General features: G+C 69.5%; 29 protein-coding genes. 21 read left to right on the top strand and 8 right to left on the bottom strand.

All coding sequences use genetic code 11. The annotated features are described in order from the left end of the window. Window positions 1-16: 16 nt before the first annotated feature. Window positions 17-772, bottom strand: a complete 756-nt coding sequence (locus tag METY_RS14675; RefSeq protein WP_103122141.1) for an SDR family NAD(P)-dependent oxidoreductase — start codon at window positions 770-772, stop codon at window positions 17-19. A gap of 133 nt (window positions 773-905) precedes the next feature. Between METY_RS14675 and METY_RS14670 the strand changes: the two genes are divergently transcribed. From METY_RS14670 to METY_RS14580, 19 genes are all read left to right on the top strand, one after another. Further along, the gene (locus METY_RS14670; protein ID WP_103122140.1) at window positions 906-1,796 is read left to right on the top strand and encodes an AraC family transcriptional regulator; all 891 of its coding nucleotides are present in this window, start codon (window positions 906-908) and stop codon (window positions 1,794-1,796) included. Window positions 1,797-2,048: 252 nt separating this feature from the next. After that, window positions 2,049-3,347 carry a DUF763 domain-containing protein gene (locus METY_RS14665; RefSeq protein ID WP_103122139.1) on the top strand — a complete coding sequence of 433 codons (1,299 nt, stop codon included), beginning with the start codon at window positions 2,049-2,051 and terminating at the stop codon, window positions 3,345-3,347. A 71-nt stretch (window positions 3,348-3,418) separates the two neighbouring features. Beyond that, entirely contained in the window at window positions 3,419-3,694 is a 276-nt protein-coding gene (locus tag METY_RS14660; RefSeq protein ID WP_103122138.1) for a metal-sensitive transcriptional regulator, read from the top strand. Continuing rightward, the gene (locus METY_RS14655; RefSeq protein ID WP_103122137.1) at window positions 3,691-4,101 is read left to right on the top strand and encodes a hypothetical protein; all 411 of its coding nucleotides are present in this window, start codon (window positions 3,691-3,693) and stop codon (window positions 4,099-4,101) included. Before METY_RS14660 ends, METY_RS14655 begins: the two co-directional genes overlap by 4 nt. Before the next feature lie 123 nt (window positions 4,102-4,224). Further along, window positions 4,225-4,449 carry a hypothetical protein gene (locus METY_RS14650; protein WP_103122136.1) on the top strand — a complete coding sequence of 75 codons (225 nt, stop codon included), beginning with the start codon at window positions 4,225-4,227 and terminating at the stop codon, window positions 4,447-4,449. Beyond that, window positions 4,449-5,888 carry a TolC family protein gene (locus tag METY_RS14645; protein WP_103122135.1) on the top strand — a complete coding sequence of 480 codons (1,440 nt, stop codon included), beginning with the start codon at window positions 4,449-4,451 and terminating at the stop codon, window positions 5,886-5,888. Before METY_RS14650 ends, METY_RS14645 begins: the two co-directional genes overlap by 1 nt. A 14-nt stretch (window positions 5,889-5,902) precedes the next feature. Beyond that, window positions 5,903-7,315, top strand: coding sequence for a multicopper oxidase family protein (locus METY_RS14640; RefSeq protein WP_103122134.1), 1,413 nt, complete (start codon window positions 5,903-5,905; stop codon window positions 7,313-7,315). A gap of 27 nt (window positions 7,316-7,342) precedes the next feature. Continuing rightward, the gene (locus METY_RS14635) at window positions 7,343-7,813 is read left to right on the top strand and encodes a cupredoxin domain-containing protein (RefSeq protein ID WP_103122133.1); all 471 of its coding nucleotides are present in this window, start codon (window positions 7,343-7,345) and stop codon (window positions 7,811-7,813) included. Between the two features lie 23 nt (window positions 7,814-7,836). Then, window positions 7,837-8,121, top strand: a complete 285-nt coding sequence (locus METY_RS14630; protein WP_103122132.1) for a copper-binding protein — start codon at window positions 7,837-7,839, stop codon at window positions 8,119-8,121. A 55-nt stretch (window positions 8,122-8,176) separates the two neighbouring features. Next, entirely contained in the window at window positions 8,177-8,626 is a 450-nt protein-coding gene (locus METY_RS14625) for a DUF305 domain-containing protein (protein ID WP_146035732.1), read from the top strand. A gap of 61 nt (window positions 8,627-8,687) precedes the next feature. Next, window positions 8,688-9,431 (top strand): MauE/DoxX family redox-associated membrane protein, encoded by a 744-nt coding sequence (locus METY_RS14620; protein ID WP_103122131.1) that lies wholly within the window; start codon window positions 8,688-8,690, stop codon window positions 9,429-9,431. A gap of 61 nt (window positions 9,432-9,492) precedes the next feature. After that, window positions 9,493-9,960 (top strand): DUF411 domain-containing protein, encoded by a 468-nt coding sequence (locus METY_RS14615; RefSeq protein WP_444849094.1) that lies wholly within the window; start codon window positions 9,493-9,495, stop codon window positions 9,958-9,960. A 299-nt stretch (window positions 9,961-10,259) separates the two neighbouring features. After that, window positions 10,260-10,499, top strand: coding sequence for a hypothetical protein (locus METY_RS14610; protein ID WP_103122129.1), 240 nt, complete (start codon window positions 10,260-10,262; stop codon window positions 10,497-10,499). A 202-nt stretch (window positions 10,500-10,701) separates the two neighbouring features. After that, a complete protein-coding gene (locus METY_RS14605) occupies window positions 10,702-12,279 on the top strand; it encodes an ABC transporter substrate-binding protein (protein ID WP_103122128.1) in 1,578 nt (525 codons plus the stop codon). Beyond that, window positions 12,276-13,223: an ABC transporter permease gene (locus METY_RS14600; RefSeq protein ID WP_103122127.1), complete on the top strand. Its 948-nt coding sequence runs from the start codon at window positions 12,276-12,278 to the stop codon at window positions 13,221-13,223. Before METY_RS14605 ends, METY_RS14600 begins: the two co-directional genes overlap by 4 nt. Next, entirely contained in the window at window positions 13,220-15,109 is a 1,890-nt protein-coding gene (locus METY_RS14595) for a dipeptide/oligopeptide/nickel ABC transporter permease/ATP-binding protein (protein WP_103122126.1), read from the top strand. Before METY_RS14600 ends, METY_RS14595 begins: the two co-directional genes overlap by 4 nt. Window positions 15,110-15,182: 73 nt before the next feature. Then, window positions 15,183-16,049 (top strand): ABC transporter ATP-binding protein, encoded by an 867-nt coding sequence (locus tag METY_RS14590; RefSeq protein WP_244593670.1) that lies wholly within the window; start codon window positions 15,183-15,185, stop codon window positions 16,047-16,049. A gap of 70 nt (window positions 16,050-16,119) precedes the next feature. After that, complete coding sequence (locus tag METY_RS14585) at window positions 16,120-16,965, top strand: TIGR02587 family membrane protein (protein ID WP_103122125.1); 846 nt, start codon at window positions 16,120-16,122, stop codon at window positions 16,963-16,965. A gap of 9 nt (window positions 16,966-16,974) precedes the next feature. Next, window positions 16,975-17,367 carry a TIGR02588 family protein gene (locus tag METY_RS14580; RefSeq protein ID WP_103122124.1) on the top strand — a complete coding sequence of 131 codons (393 nt, stop codon included), beginning with the start codon at window positions 16,975-16,977 and terminating at the stop codon, window positions 17,365-17,367. Between the two features lie 181 nt (window positions 17,368-17,548). Here the strand turns inward: METY_RS14580 and METY_RS14575 are convergent, their stop codons facing one another. From METY_RS14575 to METY_RS14545, 7 genes are all read right to left on the bottom strand, one after another. After that, on the bottom strand, window positions 17,549-18,706 hold the full coding sequence (locus METY_RS14575) for a c-type cytochrome (RefSeq protein ID WP_103122123.1): 1,158 nt from the start codon (window positions 18,704-18,706) through the stop codon (window positions 17,549-17,551). Further along, window positions 18,703-19,362 carry a cytochrome c oxidase assembly protein gene (locus tag METY_RS14570; RefSeq protein ID WP_103122122.1) on the bottom strand — a complete coding sequence of 220 codons (660 nt, stop codon included), beginning with the start codon at window positions 19,360-19,362 and terminating at the stop codon, window positions 18,703-18,705. The genes METY_RS14575 and METY_RS14570 overlap by 4 nt, the downstream gene beginning before the upstream one ends. Continuing rightward, window positions 19,359-19,754: a hypothetical protein gene (locus tag METY_RS14565; protein ID WP_103122121.1), complete on the bottom strand. Its 396-nt coding sequence runs from the start codon at window positions 19,752-19,754 to the stop codon at window positions 19,359-19,361. Before METY_RS14565 ends, METY_RS14570 begins: the two co-directional genes overlap by 4 nt. Then, window positions 19,751-22,288: a cytochrome c oxidase subunit I gene (ctaD, locus tag METY_RS14560; RefSeq protein WP_103122120.1), complete on the bottom strand. Its 2,538-nt coding sequence runs from the start codon at window positions 22,286-22,288 to the stop codon at window positions 19,751-19,753. The genes METY_RS14565 and ctaD overlap by 4 nt, the downstream gene beginning before the upstream one ends. Before the next feature lie 58 nt (window positions 22,289-22,346). Next, window positions 22,347-23,249, bottom strand: a complete 903-nt coding sequence (gene coxB / locus METY_RS14555) for a cytochrome c oxidase subunit II (protein WP_346433160.1) — start codon at window positions 23,247-23,249, stop codon at window positions 22,347-22,349. A gap of 207 nt (window positions 23,250-23,456) precedes the next feature. Beyond that, window positions 23,457-24,338, bottom strand: a complete 882-nt coding sequence (gene hemF, locus METY_RS14550; RefSeq protein ID WP_103122118.1) for an oxygen-dependent coproporphyrinogen oxidase — start codon at window positions 24,336-24,338, stop codon at window positions 23,457-23,459. Between the two features lie 39 nt (window positions 24,339-24,377). Further along, window positions 24,378-24,851: a tRNA (cytidine(34)-2'-O)-methyltransferase gene (locus tag METY_RS14545; protein WP_103122117.1), complete on the bottom strand. Its 474-nt coding sequence runs from the start codon at window positions 24,849-24,851 to the stop codon at window positions 24,378-24,380. Between the two features lie 218 nt (window positions 24,852-25,069). Between METY_RS14545 and petA the strand changes: the two genes are divergently transcribed. Further along, complete coding sequence (petA, locus tag METY_RS14540; RefSeq protein ID WP_103122116.1) at window positions 25,070-25,633, top strand: ubiquinol-cytochrome c reductase iron-sulfur subunit; 564 nt, start codon at window positions 25,070-25,072, stop codon at window positions 25,631-25,633. 47 nt (window positions 25,634-25,680) lie between these two features. Then, a complete protein-coding gene (locus METY_RS14535; protein WP_103122115.1) occupies window positions 25,681-26,958 on the top strand; it encodes a cytochrome b in 1,278 nt (425 codons plus the stop codon). Window positions 26,959-26,966: the final 8 nt, after the last annotated feature.

Genomic DNA, 26,966 nt, shown 5'->3' with positions numbered 1-26,966 from the left:
CGTCGACATGCGGCGGTCAGATGATCTGGCCGCCCGAGACCTCGATCCGCTGCGCGTTGACCCAGCGGTTGGCGGGGGCGAGCAGGTTTGCGATCATCGGGCCGATGTCGTCCGGCACGCCGACGCGGCCGAGCGCGGTCATGTCGGCGAAGGCCTTGTTGAGGCTCTCATCGTCGCGCACCGCGCCGCCCCCGAAGTCGGTCTCGATCGCGCCGGGCGCCACGGTGTTGACCGCGATGCCGCGGGAGCCGAGCTCCTTCGCCATGTAGAGCGTGAGCGTCTCGACCGCGCCCTTGACCGCGGCGTAAGCGCCGTAGCCCGGATAGGACATGCGGGTGAGGCCCGACGACAGGTTCACGATCCGACCGCCGTCGGCGATCAGCGGCAACAGCGCCTGGGTCAGGAAGAACATGCCCTTGAAGTCCACGTCGACCAGCCGGTCGAACTGCGCCTCGGTCGCGTCCGCGATCAGCGCGTAGTCGCCATGCCCGGCGTTGTTGACGAGATGGTCGAAGGTCTCCCGGTCCCAGGTCTGGCTGAGCGCCGCCTTGAGCTCTTGCGCGAAGGGCTTGAACGCGGGGACCGAGCCGGAGTCCAGCCGGAAAGCCAGCGCCTTGCGGCCCATGGCCTCGATCTCCGCAACGACCTTTTCGGCCTCGTCGGAGCGGCTGTAATAGGTGATGACGACGTCGCCGCCGCCGCGGGCGATGCTGAGGGCCGTGTTGCGGCCGAGGCCGCGGCTGGCGCCGGTCACGAGTGAGATGGTGGTCATGTTCGGGCTCCGTGTTGGGGACGGGCTGAACATCGTCGCCCAGCGTCTCGGCTTGTTTCCCGAAGCTCGACGGTTTTTGCCTATTCCTCCGAAGCGGCGTGCAAACGTCGCGCGCCTGATTTAGCTTTGGGCCATGACCGCCCTGTTCGACGCCGTCCGCGCGCATGTGGACTCCCAAGGGACCGGCGACGGCGTGTTCGACACGCCCGTCGCGGGCCTGACGCTGGTTCGCGCGACCGCCCCAAGCGAAATCGTCCACCAGATCCCGCGCCCGCTGGCGGCGCTGGTGCTGCAGGGATCGAAGCACGTCGCGATGGGCGCGACGGCGTTCGACTTCTCCGCCGGCGACAGTCTGCTCATCACCGCCGACGTGCCGACGCTGAGCCAGGTCACCCTCGCGAGCCCTACGGCCCCATACTATTCGCTGGTGCTGGAGCTCGATCCGGCCGTCATCGCCGACCTGACGGCCCAGATGCCGGAGGACGGGGTCCGCGACCCCGCGCCGGTGCGCGTGCACCCGACAGACGCGGAGGTGACGGACGCGGCGCTCCGCCTGATGCGGCTGTTCGAGCGTCCATCCTCCGTGCCCGTGCTCGGGCCGCAGCTCGTGCGCGAGATGCACTACTGGCTGCTCGCGGGACGCCACGGCGCCGCGATTCGCCTCTTGGGCTGGCCTGAGGGGCATGTGCGGCGCGTGGCCCGGGCGGTCGCTCTTCTGCGCGCCGAGTTCGCGCGGCCGTTACGGGTCGAGCGGCTCGCCGAGACGGCGGGCATGAGCCCGTCCTCGTTCCACGAGCATTTTCGCAACGTGACCTCGTTGTCGCCGCTGCAGTTCCAGAAGCAGCTGCGCCTGATCGAGGCGCGGCGGCTGATGCTGTCCGAGGAGGCGAGCGCCAGCAGCGCCGCCTATGCGGTCGGCTACGAAAGCGTGTCGCAGTTCACGCGCGAATACGGGCGACTGTTCGGCGCGCCGCCCGTGCGGAGCGCGCGCGCCGCGAAGGCGCAGGTTCAGGCGGTCGCCTGATCGACATCGGACGCGTGCGCCTGACGCTTCGCGAGCGTCAGCTCCACCGGCCAAGCATGTTACCGCCCATTGCGCCCAGCGGGCCGTCGCTGTTCCAAAGACATGGCGAGCGAACGCATGGGCCGCGTGACAAGCCTGGGGGAAGGGAAAGGTGCGGTCCTGCCTCGGGAGGCGCGGCCTGCTATACGTCCTTGCGCGCCGCGGGTCCTCCGCGGGTAAAGTCGTGCGCGATCAGACCTGAGATAAAGAGCGATGACGCGACGGGCCGGCAGCGCGGACCTTCCACTGCACGGCGGCCGCGTTCCGGCTTGGCTTGGCCAGCGCATGACGCAGCTCGGCGTCATCATCACCGAAGCGATCGTCCACCACTACGGTCGCGACGAGTTTCTGCGGCGGCTGTCGCATCCCTTCTGGTTCCAGTCCTTCGGGGCGGTCATGGGGATGGACTGGCATTCGTCCGGCGTCACGACGAGCGTCGTCGGCGCACTGAAGCGCGGGCTGACGCCGCGCGCCGGCGAACTCGGCATCCACGTCTGTGGCGGCCGGGGCAAACAGTCGAGACAGACCCCTGACGAACTGATCGCAGCCGGGGCGCGCGTGGGCTTCGACGCAACGGCGCTCGCCGCGGCCAGCCGACTGATCGCCAAGGTCGACAGCGCCGCCGTGCAGGACGGCTTCGATCTCTACCTGCACAGCTTCATCGTAACGGACGATGGTCGCTGGGCGGTCGTGCAGCAGGGCATGAACGGCGATCTTCGCCAAGCCCGCCGTTACCACTGGCTGTCCGAGGGTCTTACGAGCTTCGTCGACGATCCGCACGCCGCGATCGACGGCGAAACCGGCGGCGCGATCGTCAACCTCGCCGACCGGCGCGCCGCAGCTTCCCGGGACGCTCAACTCGATCTTTTGCGGACCACGTCGCCGGACAGAATCGCGGCCGACGCGATGGCGCTCGAGCCGCCTCGAGAGGCTCCAGCCAAACCATCCGACCAGATGACGCTGCCGCACCTCGTCCTGCCCGCGCATCACGAGGTGCGCGCCGGTGACGTGATCGCGCGCCGTCTCCAGGGGGCGATCGCCGCGGCGGCCGAAAGAGGGCCGGAGGACTTCGCGGACGTGCTGGCGACGCCCGGCGTCGGGGCCCGCACGGTCCGGGCGCTCGCGCTGGTCGCGGAGGTCGTGCACGGCGCGCCGTGCCGCTTCAGCGATCCCGCGCGCTTCTCGTTCGCCCATGGCGGCAAGGATCGGCATCCCTTCCCCGTGCCGACCCTCGTCTACGACGAGACGATCCGCGTTCTGAAGACCGCCGTTTCGAACGCGAAGCTGGGTCGGGACGACAGACTTGAAGCCCTCGCGCGGCTCGACAGGGAATCCCGGAGGCTTGAGACCGTGGTGGACGGGCCGTCGTTCGACGCGGCGCTGCAGGACGAACGAGACATGTCCCATAGCTACGGCGGGCGCAGCACCTTCGGGTGGGAGCCGCAGCCGGCTGGCGGTTCGAGCGCATCGTCAGGCGGCATGAGCAATCGACGTGGCGCCGGGCCAGAATAGAAGTCGTTGACGGCCTCCGAACCGTCCGACCGCAACTTGCCGAACATACCCCCTCGGGGTAGCCTGGTCCGATGCAGTGCTGCGCCAAGACCTCCTGCGCGAAGCGGCTGGGCCGGATTGAGGGCCAGGTCCGCGGCATCGCGCGCATGCTCGAGGAGGACCGGTACTGCATCGACGTCGTCACGCAGATCTCCGCCGTCCGGGCCGCCCTCAAGCGGGTCGAGGAGGAGATCCTCAAGGATCACGTCGGCCATTGCGTCGAGAACGCCATCCAGTCCGGCGACAAGGACGAGCAGCGCCAGAAGGTGGCGGAGCTCGTAAACGTGCTCGGGAGGGTGCGCGGATGAGCGCCATCCTCCGCCTGCTCGCCGCCGTCGTGTTCGCCGTCTTCGTGGCTTCCGCTTGGGCGACTCCCAGCGAGGCGCACGCCGGGCACGGCGCTCCGCCCGCCGCGGAGCAGTCTCGGCCGCCGTCTTCGGTCGGGGACGTGTCCAGTGGAGCCGCGGCGGAAGACCGGGCGGCTGACGTCGCCGCGTCAGGCGCCAACGCGGACTGCGGAGGCCATGGGCCGGCCGACAAGACGCGCTGCTGCAGCAGCGTCTGCCACGCCGTGCTGTCCGAGGAGCTTGGCGTTCTGACGCCCTTGCCGATCGAGGCGACCTCGGGGCCGTCCCTGCCGGAGCCGACCGCCCACAGCGGCCCCGCGATCAACGTCAAGCGACCTCCGAGACCGCTGGCCGCCACGGTCGGCTGAGCCTCGCTGACGTTCCGCGCGCGCTTCCCGCGCTCGGCGCGCGCCCGTGAGACCTGACCGACCGCGTCATGCGGCGCGCTTCCCGCGCCGCCCGCGCCCGCTCGTTCAGATCCCGGGGTTCACATGAAGCCGCTTCTCACGGCCGCCGCAGCGTCGCTGCTGGCCGGCTGCTCCACGCTCCCGCCACCTCCGGTGGCCGGGCGCGATCCATCTGATCCGACGGTCCGGGCGGCGCCCGCCCGCTACGCCTCCGTCACGGCGGGCACGGCCGACCACCGACCCGTGCCGCCGAAGCCGTGGGCCGAGCAGAACCGGGGCGTCGCTCCGAAGACGCCGGGAGGCATGTGATGGTCGCGACCCGATCCCGGGGCCTCGCAAGGGCGACGCTGGTCGCGGCCGCCGCGGCCACGCTCGCCGCCTGCGCCTCCCTATCGCCCGACGGCGGCATGGCCCCTGTCGTCTCTCGGGTTTCGCTGGAACTCGGCAAGAACGCCGCGAAGATCGTCACCCCGGCGGACGCAGAAGCGGCGCAGGGCCGTGTCCGCTCGCTTTTGACCCGGCCGCTCACCGCCGACGGCGCCGTCCAGATCGCGCTGCTGAACAACCGCGGCCTTCAGGCCGAATACAACGCGCTCGGCGTCTCCGAGGCCGCATACGTCGAAGCTAGCCTTCCCCCGTCGCCGACCGTGTCGCTCGAGCGCGTGGCCGGGTCGGGAGACCTCGACGTCGAGCGGAGGCTGATCGCCGATCTGCTTCAACTCCTGACGCTGCCTCGACGCGCCAGGATCGCCGAGACGGAGTTCCGAGCGGCGCAACAGAAAGCGATCGCTGCGACGTTCCAAACGGCCGCCGAGGCGCGCCGAGGCTGGATCCGAGCCGTCGCTGCGCGGGAGACCGTCGGCTTCCTCGCGACCGCAAGGGCCTCGGCGGGCGCGGCGGCCGAGCTCACACGCAAGCTCGGCGAAACGGGGGCGGCCACGAAGCTCAACCAAGCGCGCTCGGCCGCCCTCTACGCCGAGGTCTCGACCGAGCTGGCCGAGGCGCGTCTCGAGGCCTCCAAGGAGCGCGAGGCGCTTACGCGGAAGCTTGGACTCTGGGGGCGGGACACGGAGTTCAAGCTGCCGGACCGGCTGCCCGGCTTCCCGACGCTGAAGCCTCAGGGCGACGTCGAGGCCGTGGCGCTCACCCGCCGCGTCGACATCATCGCCGACCGCCTCGAACTCGACGCGCTCGCGCAACACTACGGGCTGACCGAGCAGACCCGGGCGATCTCCCTGCTGGAGGTCACAGGCGTCGCCAACCGAGCCCGCTCAGCCGAGGGCGAGAAGGCGAACCCGAAGGGCTTCGAGGTCGCCGTCCAGATCCCGATCTTCGACTTCGGAAAGGCGCGATCGGCGAGAGCACGCGAGACCTACATGGGCGCGGTCAACCGCCTGCTGGAGAAGGCCGTCAACGCGCGCTCGGAGGCCCGCGAAGCCTACCAGACATGGCGCGGCCGCCACGACATCGCGCGCTCCTACCAAGCGAGGGTCCTGCCGCTCCGCAAGATCATCACCGAGGAGTCGCTGCTCCGCTACAACGGCATGCTGGTCGACGCCTTCGAGCTCCTGACCAACGCCCGAGAGAACGTCGCGAGCAACGTCGCGGCGATCCGCGCCAAGCGCGACTTCTTCATCGCCGACGTCGACTTCCAGGCGGCCCTGATCTGGGGCGGCGCGCCAGCGTCGTTCGCGCCCTCGGCCGCCGTCGCGTCTGCTCCGTCCGCATCCGCGGCCTCGCCCCATTGACCGGAAGACAGACCATGGCCGTGTCGCGCCGATCCTTCCTGTCCGCCTCCGCGGCGGGAGCCACCACGCTGGTCGCGGCGAGCGCCGTCTCCGGCCGCGTCCAAGCCGCCTCGATCCCGGAGGCCGCCACCATGTCGGAGGCGACAATGCAGCCTCCGCTGACGCCTACCACCGGCCCCGACTACAACCCCGTGGTCACGCTGAACGGCTGGACCGCGCCCTGGCGCATGAACCGCGACTGGAAGGAGTTCCACCTCGTCGCCGAGCCCGTGGTGCGGGAGCTCGCGCCCGGCATGGTCGCCCACCTCTGGGGCTACAACGGCCAGTCGCCGGGACCGACCATCGAGGCGGTGGAGGGCGACAAGGTCCGCATCTTCGTCACCAACCGGCTGCCGGAGCACACCACGGTGCACTGGCACGGGCAGCTCTTGCCCTCGGGGATGGACGGCGTCGGCGGGCTGACCCAGCCGCACATCAAGCCGGGAAAAACCTTCGTCTACGAGTTCCAGCTGAAGAAGAGCGGGACCTTCATGTATCACCCGCACGCCGACGAGATGGTCCAGATGGCCATGGGCATGATGGGCTTCTTCGTGGTGCACCCGAAGGACCCGGCATTCCGGCGCGTCGACCGCGACTTCGTCTTCCTGATGTCGGCCTACGACATCGAGCCCGGCGCCTATGTGCCGCGCGTCGCCGAGATGACGGACTTCAACCTCTGGACCTGGAACACCCGTGTGTTCCCAGGCATCGACCACCTCGTGGCGGCGAAGGGCGATCGGGTCCGGGTGCGGTTCGGCAACCTCACCATGACGAACCACCCGATCCACATGCACGGCTACGACTTCAAGGTCTCGTGCACGGACGGCGGCTGGGTGCCGGAGGCCGCCGCTTGGCCCGAGGTCACGGTCGACTGCGCGGTCGGGCAAATGCGCGCCTTCGACTTCATCGCCGACGCCCCGGGCGACTGGGCGATCCACTGCCACAAGTCGCACCACACCATGAACGCCATGGGCCACGGGCTCCAGAACTTCATCGGCGTGAACAAGAAGGACTTGGCCAAGCGCATCCGGAAGCTCGCCCCCGGCTACATGCCGATGGGACAGGCGGGCATGGCCGACATGGGCGAGATGGAGATGCCGCTCCCGGACAACACGCTGCCGATGATGACCGGCTTCGGCCCGTTCGGCGCGATCGAGATGGGCGGGATGTTTTCGGTCGTGAAGGTCCGCAAGGGGCTCGCGCGCGAGGACTACCGCGATCCCGGATGGTTCGAGCACCCGCAGGGAACCGTCGCCTTCGAGTGGAAGGGCGAGGCCCCCGCGGCTCCCAAGGCCGCTGCCGAACCCGCCAAGCCCGGCTCCGTCGAGATGAACGTCGTCAAGCCCAAGGCCGCCGGCAAGGGCGGCGGCGGGCACGCGAACCACTGACGCCACCGACCCACGAGAGGAAGCCCCATGAGGAAGCTCATCGTCACCGCCGCGCTCGCAGCGGTCCTCGCGCCGGCCGCCGCGCTCGCTGACCCCGGCCATGACGGCAAGACGCGCGCCTATGGCGAGCCGGGAGATCCGGCCAAGCCCGCCCGCACCGTCGAGGTCGTCATGAAGGAGACCGACGACGGCAAGATGCTGTTCGAACCCGGCTCCCTGACCGCCAAGCGCGGCGAGCAGGTGCGCTTCGTCCTCAAGAACGAGGGCCAGGTCGACCACGAGTTCATGCTCGCGACCCGAGCCGAGAACGACCGCCACGCGATCGCAATGCGCAAGAACCCAGACATGGAGCACGACGATCCGAACGGGCGACGCGTCTCTCCCGGCAAGTCCGGCGAGATCGTCTGGAAGTTCACCAATGCCGGGGAGTTCAACTTCGCCTGCCTCATCCCCGGCCACCGCGAGGCCGGCATGGACGGCGCGGTCGCCGTCAAGTGAGCCGCGAACCAAGGAAGATCCAGATGAAAAAGTTCGTCTCCGCCGGCGCCATTCTGTCAGCTGCGCTGTTCTCCGCATCCGTCGCGCTCGCAGCGGACGGAACGGTGAAGAAGATCGATGAGGCGGCCGGCAAGATCACGCTCGACCACGGCCCGATCAAGAGCCTCGACATGGAGGATCCGATGACGATGGTCTTCAAGGCGGCCGACCCCGCGATGCTCAAGTCCGTCAAGGCGGGCGACAAGGTGACGTTCGAAGCCGAGCGCGTGAACGGCCAGATCACCGTGACCAAGATCCGTAAGAAATGACCTCGAGAGCTTGGGCGCGCCGCGCGTCTGCCGACATCTGATCAGGAGATCTGACGTGAACAAGTTCATTCTGGCTTCCGCGGCCTTGGCCGCGACGTGCTTGACCGCGATGGCGCAGGACGCCAAGCAGGCCCCAGAGGGCGCGGAGAGCCTCCCCAAAGCATGTCAGGCCGCCTCGCCGGGGCAGGGCGTGACTGGCAAGGCCATGGAGATGGGCGACATGGCGGCCCATTCGATGTTCGACATGCGCGGGCCGCAGACGGCCTCCATGAAGGCGATGCACGAGATGAACCGGGCGATGAGGGCGGCGCATGGGATCAAGGATCCGGACCTCGCCTTCGTCTGCGGGATGATCGCCCACCATCGCGGCGCGGTGGCGATGAGCACGATCGAGCTCCAGCACGGCAAGGACGAACAGGCCAAGTCGTGGGCGAAGGCGATCATCGCCGACCAGGAGAAGCAGATCGCCCAGTTTGAGAGCTGGGCGAACGCCCGGGCCAAGTGATGACCACACGTGAAGCGTCGGAAGCGGTCGTCGCGGCGGCGCCCGGCGCTCGGGAGACGACATGAGCACGACCACGCGCCCGACGGCGTCGATCCACCGCATGGTGATGCCGTCGCACGTCTGTCCCTACGGGACGAAGGCGGTTGACCTCCTTAGGCGCAATGGCTTCGAGGTCGATGACCACTGGCTCAAGACGCGTAACGAGACCGACGCGTTTAAGGAGCGATACGGGGTGAAGACCACCCCGCAGATCTTCATCGACGGGCGGCGCATCGGCGGTTACGACGACCTCCGCCGCCATTTCGGCCTGCACGTCCCGAAGCCCGGCGAAACCAGCTACAGGCCCGTCGTCGCCGTGTTCGCTATGGCCGCTCTGGTCGCGCTTGCGGCGAGCCACGCCGCGTTCGGCACGCCCTTCACGGTCCAAGCCGCGGAGTGGTTCGTATCGATCAGCATGTGCGTGCTCGCGCTGCTGAAGCTGCAGGACGTCGAGAGCTTCTCGACCATGTTCCTGAACTACGACCTTCTGGCGAAGCGCTGGGTTCGCTACGGCTACGTCTACCCGTACGCAGAGGCGCTGGCTGGCGTGCTCATGACCGCGGGCGCGCTGCACTGGGTGTCGATCCCGGTCGCGCTGTTCATCGGCTCGATCGGCGCGATATCGGTGTTCAAGGCGGTCTACGTGGACAAGCGCGAACTCAAATGCGCCTGCGTCGGCGGCTCGAGCAACGTGCCGCTCGGCTTCGTCTCTCTGACCGAGAACCTCATGATGGTCGGCATGGCCGTCTGGATGGTCTTGCGTTGATCCGCACGTCCGCAGACAACGCCGCCCGTCCCACGCATCCAGACCCGAGGACGGAGAGATGATGCATCGGATTACTCGAAGGATCGCGCTTTCGCTGATAGCGGCCGCCGCCGCCGTCGGCCACGCTCGCGCCGGGGGCAAGCCGCGAATGGTGGTCCACAAGGACCCGTCCTGCGGCTGCTGCGAGGCCTGGGTCGACCATGTCCGTGCGGCCGGCTACCCGGCGGAAACTGTGGAGACCGACGCCATCATCGCGGTGAAAGCTAAGCTCGGCGTGCCTGTCGCCCTCCGATCCTGCCACACGGCCGAGATCGACGGCTACGTGTTGGAAGGCCATGTGCCTGCCTCCGCGATCGACCGCCTGCTGGCCGAGCGTCCAAAGGTCCGTGGGCTGGCCGTCGCCGGGATGCCGATCGGGTCGCCCGGCATGGAGCTCGAAGGACGCGAGGCGGAGACTTACGACGTGATGGCGTTCGGAGACGGCGAGCCGCGGACGTTCCTGAGGTTTAGGGGCGGCGCGCCTGCCTAGTCGAAGGCCCGCTCGGATTGGAACGTCGACGTACGTGTAGAACGCCTTCTTCTCGCGCCATCGACACCACGGACACTCAGCCGCGCCCCCTGTGCTCACTTCCTGAGCTGGCTGGTCAGCGCATCTGACGCCGGCAAGGCCAGCCGCCGAGCTCAGCGGCTGGGCGCTTTGGCGACCACCGCCTCGTCAGGCTCCCGCTTGCGCCCGTTCTCCCCAGCCAAAGGGTGATGTTCTTTTTTGTTCTTGCGCCACGGGCGGACGTCTGGAATCCATTCCTCAGACCGGCACGGAGCGAGATCATGGCGAGACAGGTGGAGGCCCCGTCGACGGCGGAGCTGTTTCAGGACGAAATTCTTGCGGGCCAAGCGGCGGAGATCGAGGCGGTGATCGCGCAGGCCCACGGCGACCCGCGCGCCGCGGTCGGCGCGCTGCTCGTGCAACTCGCGGAGGTCGAACGCGCGCGGCGTGAGGCCGAGAGCTCCGGATCGCTCGGCTACCGGCGCGGAACGCAGCCGCCGAGGCCGGTGCGGAGGGACTGAGCGTCTTGGGGGTGCGGCCGAGCTGGGTTGCGGCCCGAGCGACGGCCCCAGGTGGCGTCCGCCGTCGCTCCTCCGCGTCGCCGCCAGACGAACAAGGCGCCGTCGCTCTCCGGACCGCCTGAGAAACCGTCGGCGGCTCGCGCCGCTGACGAGCGGACGACGGGGCCTATAACGGAGGCGTGCAGGCGAACGGGGAGGGGACATGGGCCGCGCCGCGACCGGCTTCACGATCTGCGTTCTCGGCCTCGCGCTCGGTGTCGTCGCGCTCGTCGCCACGGGGCCGGGGCGGACGGCGACGCCGAGGGACACGCTGGTCGTGGGGCAGATGGCGGAGCCCAAGTCGCTCGATCCGGCGGCGGTCACCGCCGCGAACGATTTTCGCATCCTCGCCAACCTGTTCGAGGGGCTGACTCGCTTCCGCCCCGGATCGCTGGAGCCCGCCCCGGCCTTGGCCGCACGCTGGGAGATTTCCGACGACGGGCGGGCCTACACCTTCCATCTCCGCCCGGACGTGCGCTTCCACGACGGGACTCCCTTCGACGCGGAGGCCGTCCGGTTCAACCTCGACCGCCTGCTCGACCCGAAGCATCCAAGCGCGGACGCCGGGCCGTTCCCGCTGGCCTTCTTCCTCGCGCCGGTGATGGCGGTGGAGGTCCTCGACCCGCTGACCGTGCGGCTGAGGCTCGACGAGCCCTACGCGCCGCTGCTTGCGCATCTCGCTTACCCTATCGGCTACATGGTCTCGCCGGCCGCGGCGAAGGCCGCGGGCAAGGCGTTCGGCCGCGCGCCGGTCGGCACCGGGCCGTTCCGGTTCGAGCGCTGGGAGAGCGGCCGGCAGGTGGCGCTCGTGCGCAACGAGGCCTACTGGGGCGACAAGCCGTCGCTCGCCCGGATCGCCTTCCGACCGATCCCGGACGCCAACGCCCGCGCGAGCGAGATGCTGGCGGGCGGGATCGACCTGATGGTGGAGGTCCCGCCGGATCAGCTCGGAAGCTTCCGCGACCCCGCGCGCTTCGCTCTCCACGAGGCCCCGGCGCCCCACCTCTGGTTTCTCATCCTGAACGCGGTCGAGGGTCCGCTCCGGGACGTGCGTGTGCGCCGGGCGGTGAACCTCGCGATCGACAAGCGGACGATCGTCGAGAACGTGCTGTCGAACGCCGCGACCGTGCCCTCCGGCCCGATCTCGCCCGCCTTCGGCGCCGCGCACGATCCCGCGCTCGAGCCCTATCCGCATGACCCGGAGCGCGCCCGCGCGCTGATCCGCGAGGCGGGCGCCCAGGGTGCGACTCTCACCCTGCTCGCGGCCGAGGGCGGCTCCGGCATGCTGGAGCCGCTCGCCATGGCGACCGCGATCCAGGCGGATCTCGCGCGCGTCGGGCTGAAGGTCGCGATCGAGACCTTCGAGTGGAACGCCTATCTCGCGCGCGTCAACGGCGGCCTGAAGGGCGCCGCGATGGCGGAGATGGCTTGGTCCACCAACGATCCCGACACGCTGCCCTATCTCGCGCTGCGTTCGGAGGCGGCCGCCGACAAGGGCGGCTTCAACGCCGGCGGCTTCTCCGACCCGGAGCTCGACCGGCTGATCGACGCCGCACGCGGGGAGACCGACGCGGAGGCCCGCGCCGGCCTCTACCGCCGGATCGACCGTCTGACGCACGACGCCGCGCCCTGGGCCTTCGTCGCCTCCGCCAAGCAGACGGCGGTGACGGCGAGAGGCGTCGAGGGCCTGACGCTGGAGCCGTCCTCGTTGCTGGAGCTGAAGGGCATGGCGAAGCGATGACGGCTTATGCGCTCCGCCGCCTCGCGCTCGCGGTCCCCGTGCTGTTCGGCGTCACCGTCGTCGTGTTCCTCGTCATCGCGCTCGTGCCCGGCGATCCCGCGCTCGCCATCCTCGGCTCCTACGCGACGCCCGAGAGCGTCGCCCGGCTGAACGCGGAGCTCGGCCTCGACCGGTCGCTGCCCGCCCGCTACCTCGCCTGGGTCGGGGCCGCGCTCACGGGCGACCTCGGGCGCTCCTACGCGCTCGACCGGCCGGTGCTCGACGAGGTGCTGGAGCGGCTCGGCCCCACGCTGATCCTCGCCGCGGCGGCGCTGACCCTGAGCGTCCTTTTCGGCCTCGCCGCGGGCGTCGCCTCCGCCGTGCGGCAGAACGGCTGGGTCGACCGCACGATCGGCCTCGCTTTGCTGCTCGGCGTCTCGACGCCCTCGTTCTTCCTGGGGCTTCTGCTCATCCTCTGGCTCGCGGTCGGGCTCGGCTGGTTCCCGACCGGCGGCATGTCCGCGCTGTTCGGCGGCGGAGGCGTCGTCGATCTGCTGCGCCACCTCGTGCTCCCGGCCGTGACGCTGGCGGTGGTCGCGACGGCGATTCTCGGCCGGCTCACCCGCGCCGCCATGCTCGAGGTGCTGCGGCAGGATTTCGTGCGCACCGCCCGCGCCAAAGGGGTCGAGGAGGACCGGGTGATCTCGGTCCATGCGCTGAAGAGCGCGCTGGTGGCGGTCGTCCCCGTCATCGGACTGCAGGCGGGCTACGTGCTCGGCGGCGCGGTCTATGTCGAGACCGTGTTCCAGTGGCCGGGCGTGGGCCGCATGCTGGTGGAGGCGATCGGCCGGCGCGACATCCTGCTGGTGCAGGGCGGCGTGCTCGCGCTCGCCACGCTCTATGTCGCGATCAACGTCGTCGCCGATCTCGCCCAGGCGGCGCTCGACCCGAGGCTCGAGGCGTGAGCGTCCTCGTGAGGCTCGCGCGCCAGCCCTTCGCGCTTGCGGGCCTCGCCCTGGTGGCGGTCTTCGCCGCGCTGGCGCTGGCGGCGCCCTTGCTTCCGCTTCCCGACCCCGACGCGACCGAGCCCGCGAACCGGCTGGCTGCCCTTGGCGCGGCGGGGCACCTGCTGGGCACGGACCAGCTCGGCCGCGACGTCCTCGCGCGGCTGATCTTCGGGCTCCGCGTCAGCCTCGCGGTCGGCGTCGCGGCGACCCTCGCCGCGGCGCTGGTCGGCGGGACCGTCGGCCTCGTCGCCGCCTTCTACGGCCGTTGGGTCGACGGCCTCCTCATGCGGCTCGTCGACGTACTGATGGCCTTTCCCTACCTTTTGCTCGCGCTCGCCGTGGTCGCGGCGCTTGGGCCGGGCTTGACCAACGCCGCGCTCGCCATCGCCATCGTAAACGTCCCGTTCTTCGCTCGCGCGGTTCGGGGGCAGGCGCTCGGGATCGTGCGCCAGGACTACGTGGCCGCGGCCCGCCTCGCCGGATTCTCGGACCTCCGCATCCTCCTCAGCGAGGTGCTGCCGAACGTCGCCCCGCTGCTCATCGTCACCGCCGCCACGACGATCGGCTGGATGATCCTTGAGACCGCGGGCCTCTCCTTTCTCGGCCTCGGCGCGCAGCCGCCGCAGGCCGACCTCGGCTCCATGCTGGGCGACGGCCACAAGGTGGTGGTCGCCGCCCCCCATGTCGCGGCCGCGCCGGGCGTCGTGGTGTTCGTGCTGGTTGTCGGCCTCAACCTGCTGGGCGACGGCCTGCGCGACGCGCTCGACCCGCGCATGAAAGGCGTCGAGAGCGGCGCCCCGCAGCCGGCGACGCGGGTGGAGCGGGGCATGACCGGGGCGGGCTCGGGCCCAAACGACTCCGCGGCGGTCCTCGACGTCCGCGCGCTGACCACCGCCTTCGCCACGCCCCGCGGGAGCTTCCCGGCAATCCGCGACGTCTCCTTCACGCTTCAGGCCGGCGAGGCGTTGGGGATTGTGGGCGAAAGCGGCTCAGGCAAGTCGGTGACGGCTCTGTCGCTGGCGCGCCTCGCGCCGACGCCGCCGGGGACGATCGTGTCCGGCGAGGTGCGGATCGGCGGCGCCGACGTGCTGGGTCTGGGCCTCGACAGACTCCGGCGGCTCAGGGGCGACCGGATCGCCTATGTGTTTCAGGATCCGCTGACGACGCTGAACCCGCTGATGCGGATCGAGGCGCAGATCGTGGAGGCGATACGCCCCGCGCCTGGTGAAGGGGCGAAGGCGGTCCGCACGCGGGCGAGCGCGCTGATGGCGGACGTGGGCCTGCCGGACCCCGAGCGGATCGCTCGAGCCTACCCGCACGAGCTCTCGGGCGGCCAGCGCCAGCGCGTCGGCGTCGCCATGGCGCTCGCGAACGCCCCGGACGTGCTGGTCGCGGACGAGCCGACGACGGCGCTCGACGCCACGACGCAAGGACGAATTCTGGAGCTGTTCGCCCGAATTCGCCGCGAGCGCGGCGCCGCGCTGATCTTCGTCAGCCACGACGTCGGCGTCGTCGCCTGCCTCTGCGACCGGATCGTGGTGATGTACGCCGGTGAGATCGTGGAGGAGGGGCCCGCGCGCGTCGTCGCCGCGCGGCCGCTGCACCCCTACGCCGCCCGCCTGATCGCTTGCGCGCCGCGGCTTGGGCAGCCGGACAAGTCGCTCGCGCCGATCCCCGGCGCCCCGCCCGCGATCGACGCCCGACCCGACGGCTGCGCCTTCGCCCCCCGATGCGACCACGCCGTGGCCGCCTGCCGCGCCGGCCCGATCGGGCTTGAGGAGGCCATGGAGGGGCGCCGCGTGCGCTGCATTCGCTGGCGCGAGCTTTCAGGAGAGGCGGCATGAGGGAAGGGTTCGGGGACGGGGTGCGTGCTTCGACACGGCGCTGCGGGCCTCCTCAGCATGAGGAGGTTTCGCGGTGAGGCTCCCGGGCGACTCCCCACCTCCTCATGCTGAGGAGCCGAAGGGAGGACGGCGTGTCGAAGCCCGCGCTGCGTCGTCGCCGCTGCTGGAGGCCCGCGCCGTCACGCGCCGCTTCGGAGGCGGCGGATGGTTCGGGACGAAACGTCCGGCGCTGGTCGCTGTCGACAACGTCAGTCTGCCGCTGGGGCCGGGCGAGACGCTGGGGATCGTCGGCGAGAGCGGCTCCGGCAAATCCACGCTCGCGCGCATGCTGGTCGGGCTGCTGCAGCCGAGCGCCGGTGACCTCGCGCTCGACGGCGAGGCGCTCGATCTCGGCCGCGGGGCAGATCGCCGCCGGCTGCAGCGGCGCGCCCAGATGGTCTTCCAGGATCCGGCGAGCGCCATGAACCCCCGCAAGACGGTGGGGGCCAGCGTCGAGGCGCCGATGATCGGGCTGAAGGGCTGGGACGCGCCCCGGCGAAAGGCGCGCGTGGCGGAGCTGTTCGCGCGCGTCGGCCTCGCGCCGGAGCACGCCGCCCGCCACCCGCACGAGTTCTCCGGCGGTCAGCTGCAGCGCATCGGCATCGCCCGCGCCCTCTCGGCGGATCCGCGCATCGTCGTGCTCGACGAGCCGGTCTCGGCGCTCGACGTCTCCGTGCAGGCGCAGGTGTTGGCGCTGCTCAGGGAGCTGCGGGCCGGGGGCGGGTTGAGCCTCGTCTTCGTCAGTCACGACCTCGCGGTGGTCGAGGCGCTGTGCGACCGGGTGGTGGTGATGCGCCGCGGCCGGGTGGTCGAGGAGGGCGCCTGCCGCGCCGTTCTTTCGGCCCCGCGCGAGGATTACACCCGCGAGCTCATCCAAGCCGCCCGCCGCTTCGCCGCTTGACGCCGGCCACGCCCGCGCGATCTAGCGGCGACGCCCGCGTCCGTGGGCGGCTCTCCGGAATCTGCATCTTATGGCGCCAGCGCAAACCCCGTCCCGCCGCGACGTCGAGCTTGACTTCCTCGCGGGCGTGGGCCGGGCCGTCGGCGGCGCGGCGGTGTTTTCGCTGCCCGTGCTGATGACCATGGAGATGTGGTCGCTGGGAGCAAGCCTCGACCGATGGCGGCTGCTCGCGCTCGTCGCAGGTCTGATCCCGCTGCTCGTCGGCCTGTCGCGCTTCATCGGCTTCGAGGAGACGACGTGCTGGCGCGACGACATCCGCGACGCGCTGGTGGCCTTCGCGGTCGGCGTGGTCACTTCCGCGGTGATCCTCAGCCTGTTCGGCCTGATCGAACCGCGGATGTCGTTCGACGAGATCATGGGCGCGATCGTGATCGAGAGCGTGCCGGCGAGCCTGGGGGCCGTGGTCGCGCAGGGCCAGTTCGGCAAGGCGGACGAGAGCGACGAGCGGCACGCCCGCGAGGCGGGGTATTGGGCCGAGCTGCTGTTTATGGCGGCCGGCGCCATCTACCTCTGCTTCAGCGTCGCGCCGACCGAGGAGGTCGACCTGATCTCCGCGGAGATGACGCCGTTCCACGCCATCGCTCTCGTTCTGGTCTCCCTCGCCGCCATGCACTCGGTGGTCTACGTGCTGCAGTACGCCGGCCAGGAGCCCGTCGACCCGGAGGGCGCCGGCTTCTGGAGCCTGTTCGCGCGCTACACCGTCGTCGGCTACGCGCTGTCGTTGCTGGTGTGCTTCGCCCTGATGTGGACGTTCGGCCGCTTCGACGATCTCGGGGTCGAGGCCGCGCTGCGGCTGTGCGTGACGCTGGGCTTCCCGGCCGCCGTGGGCGCCGCATTCGCGCGGCTCATCGTTTAAGGAACCGACATGGCTGAGGAAGGCCCGCGCGAAATTGGATGGCTGGAGTGGGGCGTCGCCGGGCTCGGCGCGGCCATCGTGGTGGGCGTGCTGGGCGTCCTTACGCACGAGGCGCTGACCTACGAGGACGGCCCGCCCGCGATCGTCGCGACGGTCGACGACGTCAGCCGTGGCTCCGGCGGCTATGTCGTCCGCTTCACCGCGAAGAACGAGGGCGCCTCGACCGCGGCTGAGATCCTGATGCTCGCCGAGCTGAAGCAGGGCGACGAGGTGCTTGAAAGCGCCGAGGTCACCCTCGACTACGTGGCGCGCAAGTCGTCGAAGCAGGCCGGCGTGGTGTTCGTGCGCGATCCGGCGGGAGCGGAGCTAACGATCCGGGCGACGTCGTATCGGAAGCCTTGAGGCGGAAGCGCTACGACATAAACGCGGCGTCGCTCACAACCGCACCGTCATGCACGCGTCTTTGCGGGTATCTACGGCTTTGGGGTCGAGCTCGACGATCTTTAGAAAGTCGTGGATGCCCGGCCTTGCCGAGCATGACGGCGGTGGGTCGACGTGGTCAGCTGGACGCCGACGCACCCCCTCACTTCCCCGGCGGGAGAGAAGCGTAGTAGGCGGCGACGGCGCGGATCTCCTCCGGCGTCATGCGGAAGGCGACCTTGCGCATGATCTCGCGGAACGGCCCGCCGCCGCGGGAGTCGTGCTCCTTCTCCCAGAGGTGGAGCTGGGTCTCCAGATAAGACGCGTGCTGCCCGTTAAGCGACGGGTAAGCGGGGTTGCGCGCCGAGGCGGACGGCCCGTGGCAGGACTGGCAAGCGGGCGTGCCGGTGGCTCGCACGCCATCGCGCGCGATCTTCTCGCCCGCGGCCACCAGGGCCGGATCGGGCGTCGGCGCGTCCTTCGGGCGGGCGGCGGGCTGGTTGGCGTAATGCTCGGCGAGCGCCGCGAGCTCGGAATAAGGCAGCCGCGCGGCGGCGGGCTGCATGATGCCGCTGTGGCGTTTGCCGACGGCGTAGGCCGACAGCGCGTCGAACAGGTAGTCCTCCGACTGGCCGGCGATCACGGGAAAGGCGTCGCCGTCCCGGCCGAGGCCGTCGCGGCCGTGGCAGCGGGCGCAGTCGGCCAGCACGTCCTCGCGCGGGCCGCGGCCTTGCGGGCCATGCGCGATCGCCACCAGCCCGCCCACCGCGCCATCGGTCTCGGCGCCCATGGCGAGCGCCTTGTACTCGTCCGGCGTCATGCCCGGCAGCTTCTTTAGAAAGGCGACGACCGACCAGACCTCGTCCTCCCGCTCGTCGAACGAGACCCAGGCCGGCATGCCCGAGAACTTCACGCCGTGTTTCACGATGGTGAAGAGCTGAGCGGTCTCCCAGGTCGGGACCTTGGCGTCGAGGTCAGGCGGCGGCGGGCTCATGACGTCGGTGAGCGGGGATCGCGGCCGGCCGGGCGCGCCGTGGCAGGAGGCGCAGCCCGTTGCGTAATGCCCGGCGCCGCGGGCGATCAGCGCGCGATCGTCGAGGTTGTCCGGGACCTCGACGCCGATCGACCAGGTCTCCACTGAGTTGATCATCACCCAGTGCAGGAACCAGTCGGTCACCGGCCAGTGCTTGGTGCTCGCCGAGATGTTGAACAGCCCGGACCAGCCGAAGGCGAGGCCCGCCGCCACCACCGCGATCCCCGCGAGACCGGCGCGCTTCGGGGTCACGCGGATGTCTACGCCGCGATTGAGAAACCCGCTCATGGCCGGCCTCCGCGGGTGAGCGCCGATGGGGCGCGATCGTCGGAGAGCAGCCGGCCGACCAAAGCGACGCCGCCGGCGAGATAGGCCGCGCCGCCGATCAGCAGCATCATCACGCCGCCGAGCTGCTGGTCGTCGAGGGGGGTGAGCAGGGTAAGCGCCTCGCTCACCTGGTGATGCGCGGCGTAGAGCGGCCGGACGCTCATGGCGAGGAGCGCGCCGAGCAGCGTCATGTGGATCGAAGTGAGCAACATCGCCACGACCCCCGCGGCGGTGCGGCCCGTTTTCGTCGCCGCGCCGTAGCCGAAGCAGGCGAGCCAGACCCAGAGGCCGGAAAGCAGGAACGAGGCTTGCTCGCCGACATAGGCGAGGGCGCTTTCCCGGGCGAGATCGTGGGCGGCCGGCGTATGCCAGCCCCACACCACGACCAACTCGACCAGCGAGGCCGGAACGGCCGCGAACAGCAGCGAGTGGCGGGCCGAGAGATCGTAGCGGGAGCCCGCGACGCTGAGCGCGATCAGCGGCGAGGCGAGCGCGACCACGCCCATGTGCCGGATCATGTGGCCGGTGAAGCCGTGGCCGATCAGCGCGCTGGTCTGCGGCGCCCAGGCGAGCGCGAGCACGGCGATACCAGTCCCGAGGAGAAGCTTGCGGTTCATCGGCAGTCTCCGATGAACACCGCCGGCAGCGCGACGAAGATCACGCCCACGACCGAAAGCCCGCACAGCAGCAGCGTGGCGAAGCCGAGGAAGCCCTGCCGGCCCTCGAAGCTCGGCTCGTCGAACGGCGGGTCCACGTCGCCGCTCCGCCAGTGGCCCCAGGCCTGCCGCGTGCAGAGCGCGATGATCGCGACGGCGACCACGGTCGCGACGAGGATCACAAGGCGAGCGATGGTGATGTCCGGCCATGCCGCGCCGGTCATCACCCGCGCGTCCGCCATGGTCTTGGCGCAGTAGCCGGCGGCCGCGGTGTAGGAGACGAGGAAGTGCAGCGCCCACACGGTGGGCGCGGTGACGAGGGTGATCAGGTTCGCGCGGGTCGAGGCGATCATCGCGCCACCAGCGGGAACAGGGCGATGGTCGCGACGCTGACCGCCATGGTGATCAGGACGAAGTGCCAGAACAGCACGACGTTGTGGATGTCGATGTCGTGCTCCGTCGTCAGCTTGGAGCCGACCGAGCGCGCCAGACAGTAGAGCGTCATGATTACGCCGACGCCAACATGGACCGCGGTCCAGATCGCGATGACCCACACGGTCGCCGGGTACACATGGGAGGTTGGGTCGAGGCCGGTCGTGTGCGGGCCCCACAGCAGCGCCGCGCCGCCGCCGACCGCGAGGATCCCAGAGACGCTCAGCCACAGACGGAGCGACAGCGGCCGGTCGGCGGCGTTCGCCCGGCGCCCGAGCAGCATCGCGCCCCAAGCCGCGACCGTCAGCCCCAGCGCCGTGAACGGCCACAGCAGGCCCGGCCCGGCGGCGTCGGACGGCGGGAAGCCGCTGGCGTGGATTGTCCAGTAGAAGAAATAGCCGAAGATCAGGCTCGCGAAGGCCGACATGTCGCCGATCATCGTGATGAACATCGCCCACCAGCCGACCGAGTCCGGGCCGGAGACATAGAGCGGGAGCTTCAACCCGAGTCCGACGTCCTTCTCCTTCTTCTCCGGGATGATCGCGGTGCCGGTCCAGAGCCAGATCAGGATCGCGATCAGCGCCGCGATCGAGAAGCCGATCGTCAACGTCCAGGCGTAGAAGGTTGCGGCGATGAAGGCGCCGCCGGTGAGGAAGGCCGCGCCCATGGTGATGAAGGTGTTGCCCGGCACGCGGAGGCACTGGATCGGCCGGGCGTCGAGCACCGAGGTGATGAGCGTCTCGCGTTTCCCCTCCTCGGCGTCGGGCAGGTAGAACCGACCCTCGTCATAGTCGCGCATGAAGTTCGGCTGGTCCCAGAGCGGGTAGCGCGTGGTGACGACCGGCACCGTCCGCACGCCCCATTCCTTGCCAGGGTTTTCCGACAGCCACTCCAGCGTGCCGGCGTTCCACATGTTGCGCGGCGCGTAGGGCTCCTTCGACTTCGGCCGCAGGATGTCCCAGCCCACCACCAGCACGCCGGCTGCGAAGACGAAGGAGCCGACGGTCGACACCATGTTCAGCGTTTCGAAGCCGAGGCCCTCGGCGTAGGTGAACACGCGGCGGGGCATGCCGCGCAGGCCCGTGATGTGCATCGGCAGGAAGGTGACGTTGAAGCCGACGAACAGCAGCCAGAAGCCAATCTTGCCGAGCCGGTCCGACAGCCGGCGGTCCATCACGAAGGGGTAGTAGTAGTAGATGCCCGCGATCAGCGGGAAGAACATGCCGCCGATCAGCGTGTAGTGCAGGTGGGCCACCACGAAGTGGCTGTCGTGCGCCTGCCAATCGAACGGCGCGAGCGCGACCATGACCCCGGTGAGGCCGCCGAACACAAAGATCGCGAGCGCGCCGACGGCGTAGAGCATCGGCACGGAGTAGATCACCCGTCCCGCGAGCAGCGTCGCCAGGAACACGAAGATCTGCACGCCGGTCGGAATGGCGACCGCCTCGGACGCCGCCGAGAAAAAGGCCAGCGAGATCGCGGGCAACCCGGTCGTGAACATGTGGTGGACCCACAGGCCGAACGACAGGAAGCCGGTGCCCACGGCGGCCAGCACGATCCACGAATAGCCGAGGATCGGGCGCTGCGCGAAGGTCGGCACGATCATCGCGAGCAGCGCGATCGCGGGCAGGAAGATGATGTAGACCTCGGGGTGGCCGAAGATCCAGAACAGGTGCTGCCACAGCAGCGGGTCGCCGCCCTTGGCGGGATCGAAGAACGGCCAGCCGAACATCCGCTCGAGTTCGAACAGGATGTCGCCAGCGATCAGCGGCGGGAAGGCGAACAGGATCATGCCGGCGACGACCAGCACGTACCAGGCGTAGAGCGGCATCAGGTTGATGCGCATGCCCGGCGGCCGGCATTTCAACGTGCCGACGATGAGCTCCACCGCGGCTGCGATGGACGCGACTTCGATGAACGACAGCCCCAGCAGCCAGACGTCGGCGCCGATGCCCGTCTGCTTCTCGTCGGTGGTCAGCGGCGGGTACATGAACCAGCCGCCGTCGGGCGCCGCGTTAAAGAAGATCGACCCGCAGACGAACACGCCGCCGAGCAGGAAGCTCCAGTAGCCGAAGGCGGACAGCCGGGGGAACGGCAGGTCGCGCGCGCCCAGCATCTCGGGGAGGATCAGGATCGCGACCGCCTCGAAGATCGGGATCGCGAACAGGAACATCATCGCCGTGCCGTGCAGCGTGAAGACCTGGTTGTAGAAGGTGGCGGAGAGGAAATCGTTGTCGGGGACGGCGAGCTGCGCGCGGATAAGCAGCCCCAGCACACCCGCGAACAGGAAGAAGAACAGCGCAGTCCCCGTGTACCAGATCCCGACCTCGGAATTGTTCACGGCCGACCAGTAGCGCACGCCTTTCGGCGTCTCCCAGACCTTCTCGAGCCGTTCCTCCTGGCCCTTGCGGACCTCCGGATCGTCCTGAGGCGAGGCGAGCGCGGCGTCGGTCATGCTCTTCTCCCTCCCTCGGAGAGGGCAGGGTGGACGAGAGAAACACCCAGAACCCCCTTCACTTCAGGCTCCCCAGATAGGCCGCGATCGCCGTCAGGTCGTCGCGCGGCAAGGCGGGGTAGGAGGGCATGGTCACGCGCGGCTTGACCTTGTCAGTCTCGGCGATGAAGCGGACGACGTTCTCGGCGGTGTTGGGCAGCGCGCCCGCGCCCAGCGTCTTGCGGGCGCCGAAGCGGCTGAGGTTTGGCCCGACCTCGCCCCTGGCCTCGATTCCGGCCACCGCATGGCAGGCGCCGCAGCCGTTCTGCAGGAACAAGTCGCGGCCACGCGCGAGATCGCCGGTAGCAGTGGGAAGCGGCGCGGCCTGGGCCGCCAGCCAGGCGTCGAAGGCTGGCTTCTCCATCACGACGACGTCGAAGGCCATCAGCGCGTGGCTCGCGCCGCAGAACTCGGCGCAGACGCCGCGGTAGGTTCCCGGCTTTTCCGCCTCCAGCACCAGTCGGTTCTCGCGGCCGGGGATCATGTCCACCTTGCCGCCAAGCGTTGGTATCCAGAAGGCGTGAATCACATGCGGGCTCGTCAGCGCGAACTCGACGCGCTCGCCGACGGGCATGCGAATCTCGTTGGCGGTCACGACCTCCGGGCCGTTCTGCGGCCTGTAGCGCACGCGCCACCAGAACTGCTCGCCGGCGACGTCGATCCGCAGGCCTTCGCCGGGCTGGCGCAGTTCCGGCATCAGCCGCAGCCCGTAGACCAGCAGCGCGGCCAGCACGACGACGGGAAACACGACCCCGCCCCAGAAAATCAGCCGTTTGCCGACGTGCTCCTCATGGGCGTCGGTCTTCACGCGCGTAGCGTAGACGGCGACGCCAAGCACGATCGTCCATACGACGCCCGCGCCGATCAGCATGACCCAGAACAGGTCCGCGACATCGCGGGCCTCGCGGCCTGCGGGGTCCAGCGTGGACTGTACGCCGGAGCAGGCGCCGAGCCAAAGGGCGACGAGCCCGAGCGCCGCAAGGCGGGTCAGTTGACGTGCGGCGATGACGGCGGCCCCCAGGGTGCGTGTTGCCCGAGCGAACTAAGCGACGACGTCCGCCGCGCCAGTGCCGCCGCGACACGACCTGTCATTTTTCCAGCCTGATAACGGGGCTGTGAAGTTCAGGCCTCAGGGCCAGGCGGCGACGGGCGGCAGCGAGGACAGGATGGAGGCGACGTTGCCGCCGGTCTTCAGGCCGAAGATCGTGCCGCGGTCGTGCAGCAGGTTGAACTCGACGTAGCGGCCGCGGCGCACCAGCTGCTCCGCGCGGTCGGCTTCAGTCCACTCCTTGGCGACGTTGCGCCGGACGATCTCCGGATAGACCTCGGCGAAGCGCTCTCCGATCGAGCGGGTGAAGGCGAAATCGGCCTCGAAGTCGCCGCTGTCCAGCCAGTCGTAGAAGACGCCGCCGATCCCGCGCGGCTCGTTGCGATGCTTGAGGAAGAAGTACTCGTCGCACCACGCCTTGTAACGGTCGTAGTCGGCCACCGCATGGCCTTCGCAGGCGCGCTCGAAGGCCGCGTGGAAGGCGATGGTGTCGGGATCGTCCTGCGTGCGCCGCCGGTCGAGCACGGGCGTGAGGTCGGCGCCGCCGCCGAACCAGGCGCGGCTCGTCACCACGAAGCGGGTGTTCATGTGCACGGTCGGCACGTTTGGGTTCAGGGGGTGCGCGATCAGGGAGATGCCCGAGGCCCAGAAGCCGGGCGCCTCCATCGCTCCAGGGATGTCCTTGCGGAACTCGGGCGCGAACTCCCCGAACACGGTCGAGCAGTGGACGCCGACCTTCTCGAACAGCCGGCCCTTCATGATGCCCATCACGCCGCCCCCGCCGTCGGCCCCGGTGTGGTCCTTGCGCGACCAGGGCGTGCGCTCGAACCGGCCGGCGGGCCCGTCGCCCGGCGCTTCGTCCTCGAGCGCCTCGAACGAGGCGTGGATCTGGTCGCGGAGCGACTCGAACCAAGAGCGGACCCGGGTTTTGCGGGCGTCGACATCGACGAGAGGCGAGGGCATGGCGACCGATCCGCAGGTGCGAGGGCGGGAGGCGGGCATTTAGGGTGGCGAGGCCCGGGAGGGAAACCCCGCGGTCTGGCGCAGCGCTTCGCCGAGGGCGATCGCCCCGGCGACCGCGACGTTGAGCGAACGGAGTTCGGGACGGATGGGCACCACCACCCGCAGATCCGCGGCGGCGTGCACGGCGTCCGGGACGCCGGCCGATTCGCGGCCGAGCATTAGCGCGTCGTCGGCCCGGAAGGCGGCGTCGACATGAGCGACCGCGCCTCGGGTGGTCAGAAGCACGAGCCGCCGGCCCGCCGCTCGGCGAGCCTGCTCGAACGCCTCGAACGAGACGTGACGGACCACCTCCACATGGTCGAGGTAGTCGAGGCCGGCGCGACGAAAAGCCCGATCGGACACGGGGAATCCCGCCGGTTCGATGATGTCGACCGCGACCCCAAGGCACGCCGCGAGTCGCAGCAGCGTCCCGGCGTTTTGGGGGATCTCGGGTTGGTAAAGCGCGAGACGCAAACGGAAATTTCCCTCCGATAACGGAATCGTGGCGGAATCCCGGTGGTTAAGATGCGACACTGTGTCCTAAAGTCTTAGGCGGGCTGGACAGGCCGCGACATCGGGTGCGACAAAGCGCGCAAGAGATAAGAGCCGTTCCAAAGGACGGCCGCGCGTTGGACCGACGAGCTTCGCCTGCCGTTCCGCCGCACTGAGGAAGCTTTTGGGAGAGACTGATCGTGGCAGCCACGCACGACGCCGCCGAGCCGACCCGTCGCGACTTTCTGTATCTGGCGACGGGGGCCGCGGCCGCCGTCGGGGCCGGGTTCACCGTGTGGCCGTTCGTGGCTCAGATGAACCCTGACGCGTCGGCGCTCGCGCTGGCCACCAGCGAAGTCGACATCAGTCAGATCGCCGAAGGCCAGATCATCACCGTCAAATGGCGCGGCAAGCCGGTGTTCGTGTGGAACCGCACGGCGAAGGACGTCGAAGAGGCGAAGGCCGTCGAACTCAGCCAACTGCCCGACCGCAACGCGCGCAACGAAAACCTGGCTCCCGACGCTGAGGCGACCGACGAGAACCGCGCGGCGAAGGGCAAGGAGAACTGGCTGATCGTCACGGGCATCTGCACCCATCTCGGCTGCGTTCCGACGTCGAAGTCGGGCGAGTTCGACGGCTGGCTCTGCCCCTGCCACGGGTCGCACTACGACAGCGCGGGACGCATCCGAAAAGGGCCGGCGCCGGAGAATCTCCACATCCCGCCCTACGCTTTCGACAGCGACACCAAGATCACCATCGGCTGAGGCCGCCCCGCAGGTTCACGCCCGCGCGGCGCGACGAGGTGAATTCGATGCAAGGACATTCGACCTACCAGCCCAAAAGCGGCCTCGCCAAATGGTTCGAGAGCCGCCTGCCGATCGTCGGCCTGGTGCACTCCAGCGCGGTGGCCTACCCGGTTCCGCGCAACCTGAACTACTTCTGGACCTTCGGCGGCATCCTGGTGTTCATGCTGGTCGCCCAGATCCTGACCGGCGTGGTGCTTGCGATGCACTACACGCCCGAAGCGACCAAAGCCTTCGCTTCGGTCGAGAAGATCATGCGGGACGTGAACTACGGCTGGCTGCTGCGCTACCTGCACGCCAACGGCGCCTCGATGTTCTTCATCGCCGTGTACATCCACATCTTCCGCGGCATGTACTACGGCTCGTACAAGGCGCCGCGTGAGATCCTGTGGATCCTCGGCGTGCTGATCTTCCTGCTGATGATGGCGACGGCCTTCATGGGCTACGTGCTGCCTTGGGGCCAGATGTCGTTCTGGGGCGCCACCGTGATCACCAACCTGTTCTCGGCGATCCCGGGCGTGGGTCAGGCGGTGGTGACCTGGCTGTGGGGCGGCTTCTCCGTCGACAACCCGACGCTGAACCGCTTCTTCGCGCTGCATTACCTGCTGCCGTTCATGATCGCGGGCGTGGTCGTGCTGCACATCTGGGCGCTGCACCACGTCGGCCAGAACAACCCCACCGGCGTCGAGGTGAAGGATTTCCGCAAGGACACGCTGCCGTTCACGCCCTACGCGACCATCAAGGACGGCTTTGCGCTCGTTTGCTTCATCGCGTTCTTCGCATGGTTCGTGTTCTACATCCCGAACTACCTCGGCCATGCGGACAACTACATCGAGGCGAACCCGCTGGTGACGCCGGCGCACATCGTGCCGGAGTGGTACTTCCTGCCGTTCTACGCGATCCTGCGCGCGATCCCCTCCAAGCTCGGCGGCGTGCTGTTCATGTTCGGCGCCATCGCGGTGCTGTTCGTGCTGCCCTGGCTCGACACCTCAAAGGTGCGCTCCGCCAAGTACCGGCCGATGTTCAAGATCTTCTTCTGGATCTTCGTCGCGGACGCCGTGATCCTCGGCTGGCTTGGCTCGAAGCCGGCGGAGGAGCCCTACATCACCTACGCCCGCATCGCGACGGCTTGGTACTTCATCCACTTCCTGATCGTCATTCCCGTCCTGGGCAGGATCGAGAAGACCAAGCCGCTGCCGGCTTCGATCGCAGAATCGGTCCTCGGTCCCTCCGGCGGCCACAGCTTCCCGGCCGGCGCCGCGGCGTCGCCCGAGACGAAGGGATGATCGGGCCC

This window comes from Methylopila sp. Yamaguchi (assembly GCF_002897035.1).
GTDB lineage: Bacteria > Pseudomonadota > Alphaproteobacteria > Rhizobiales > Methylopilaceae > Methylopila.
The sequence above is the reverse complement of the archived record's forward strand: the minus strand, read 5'-3'. Positions and strand labels throughout refer to the sequence as shown.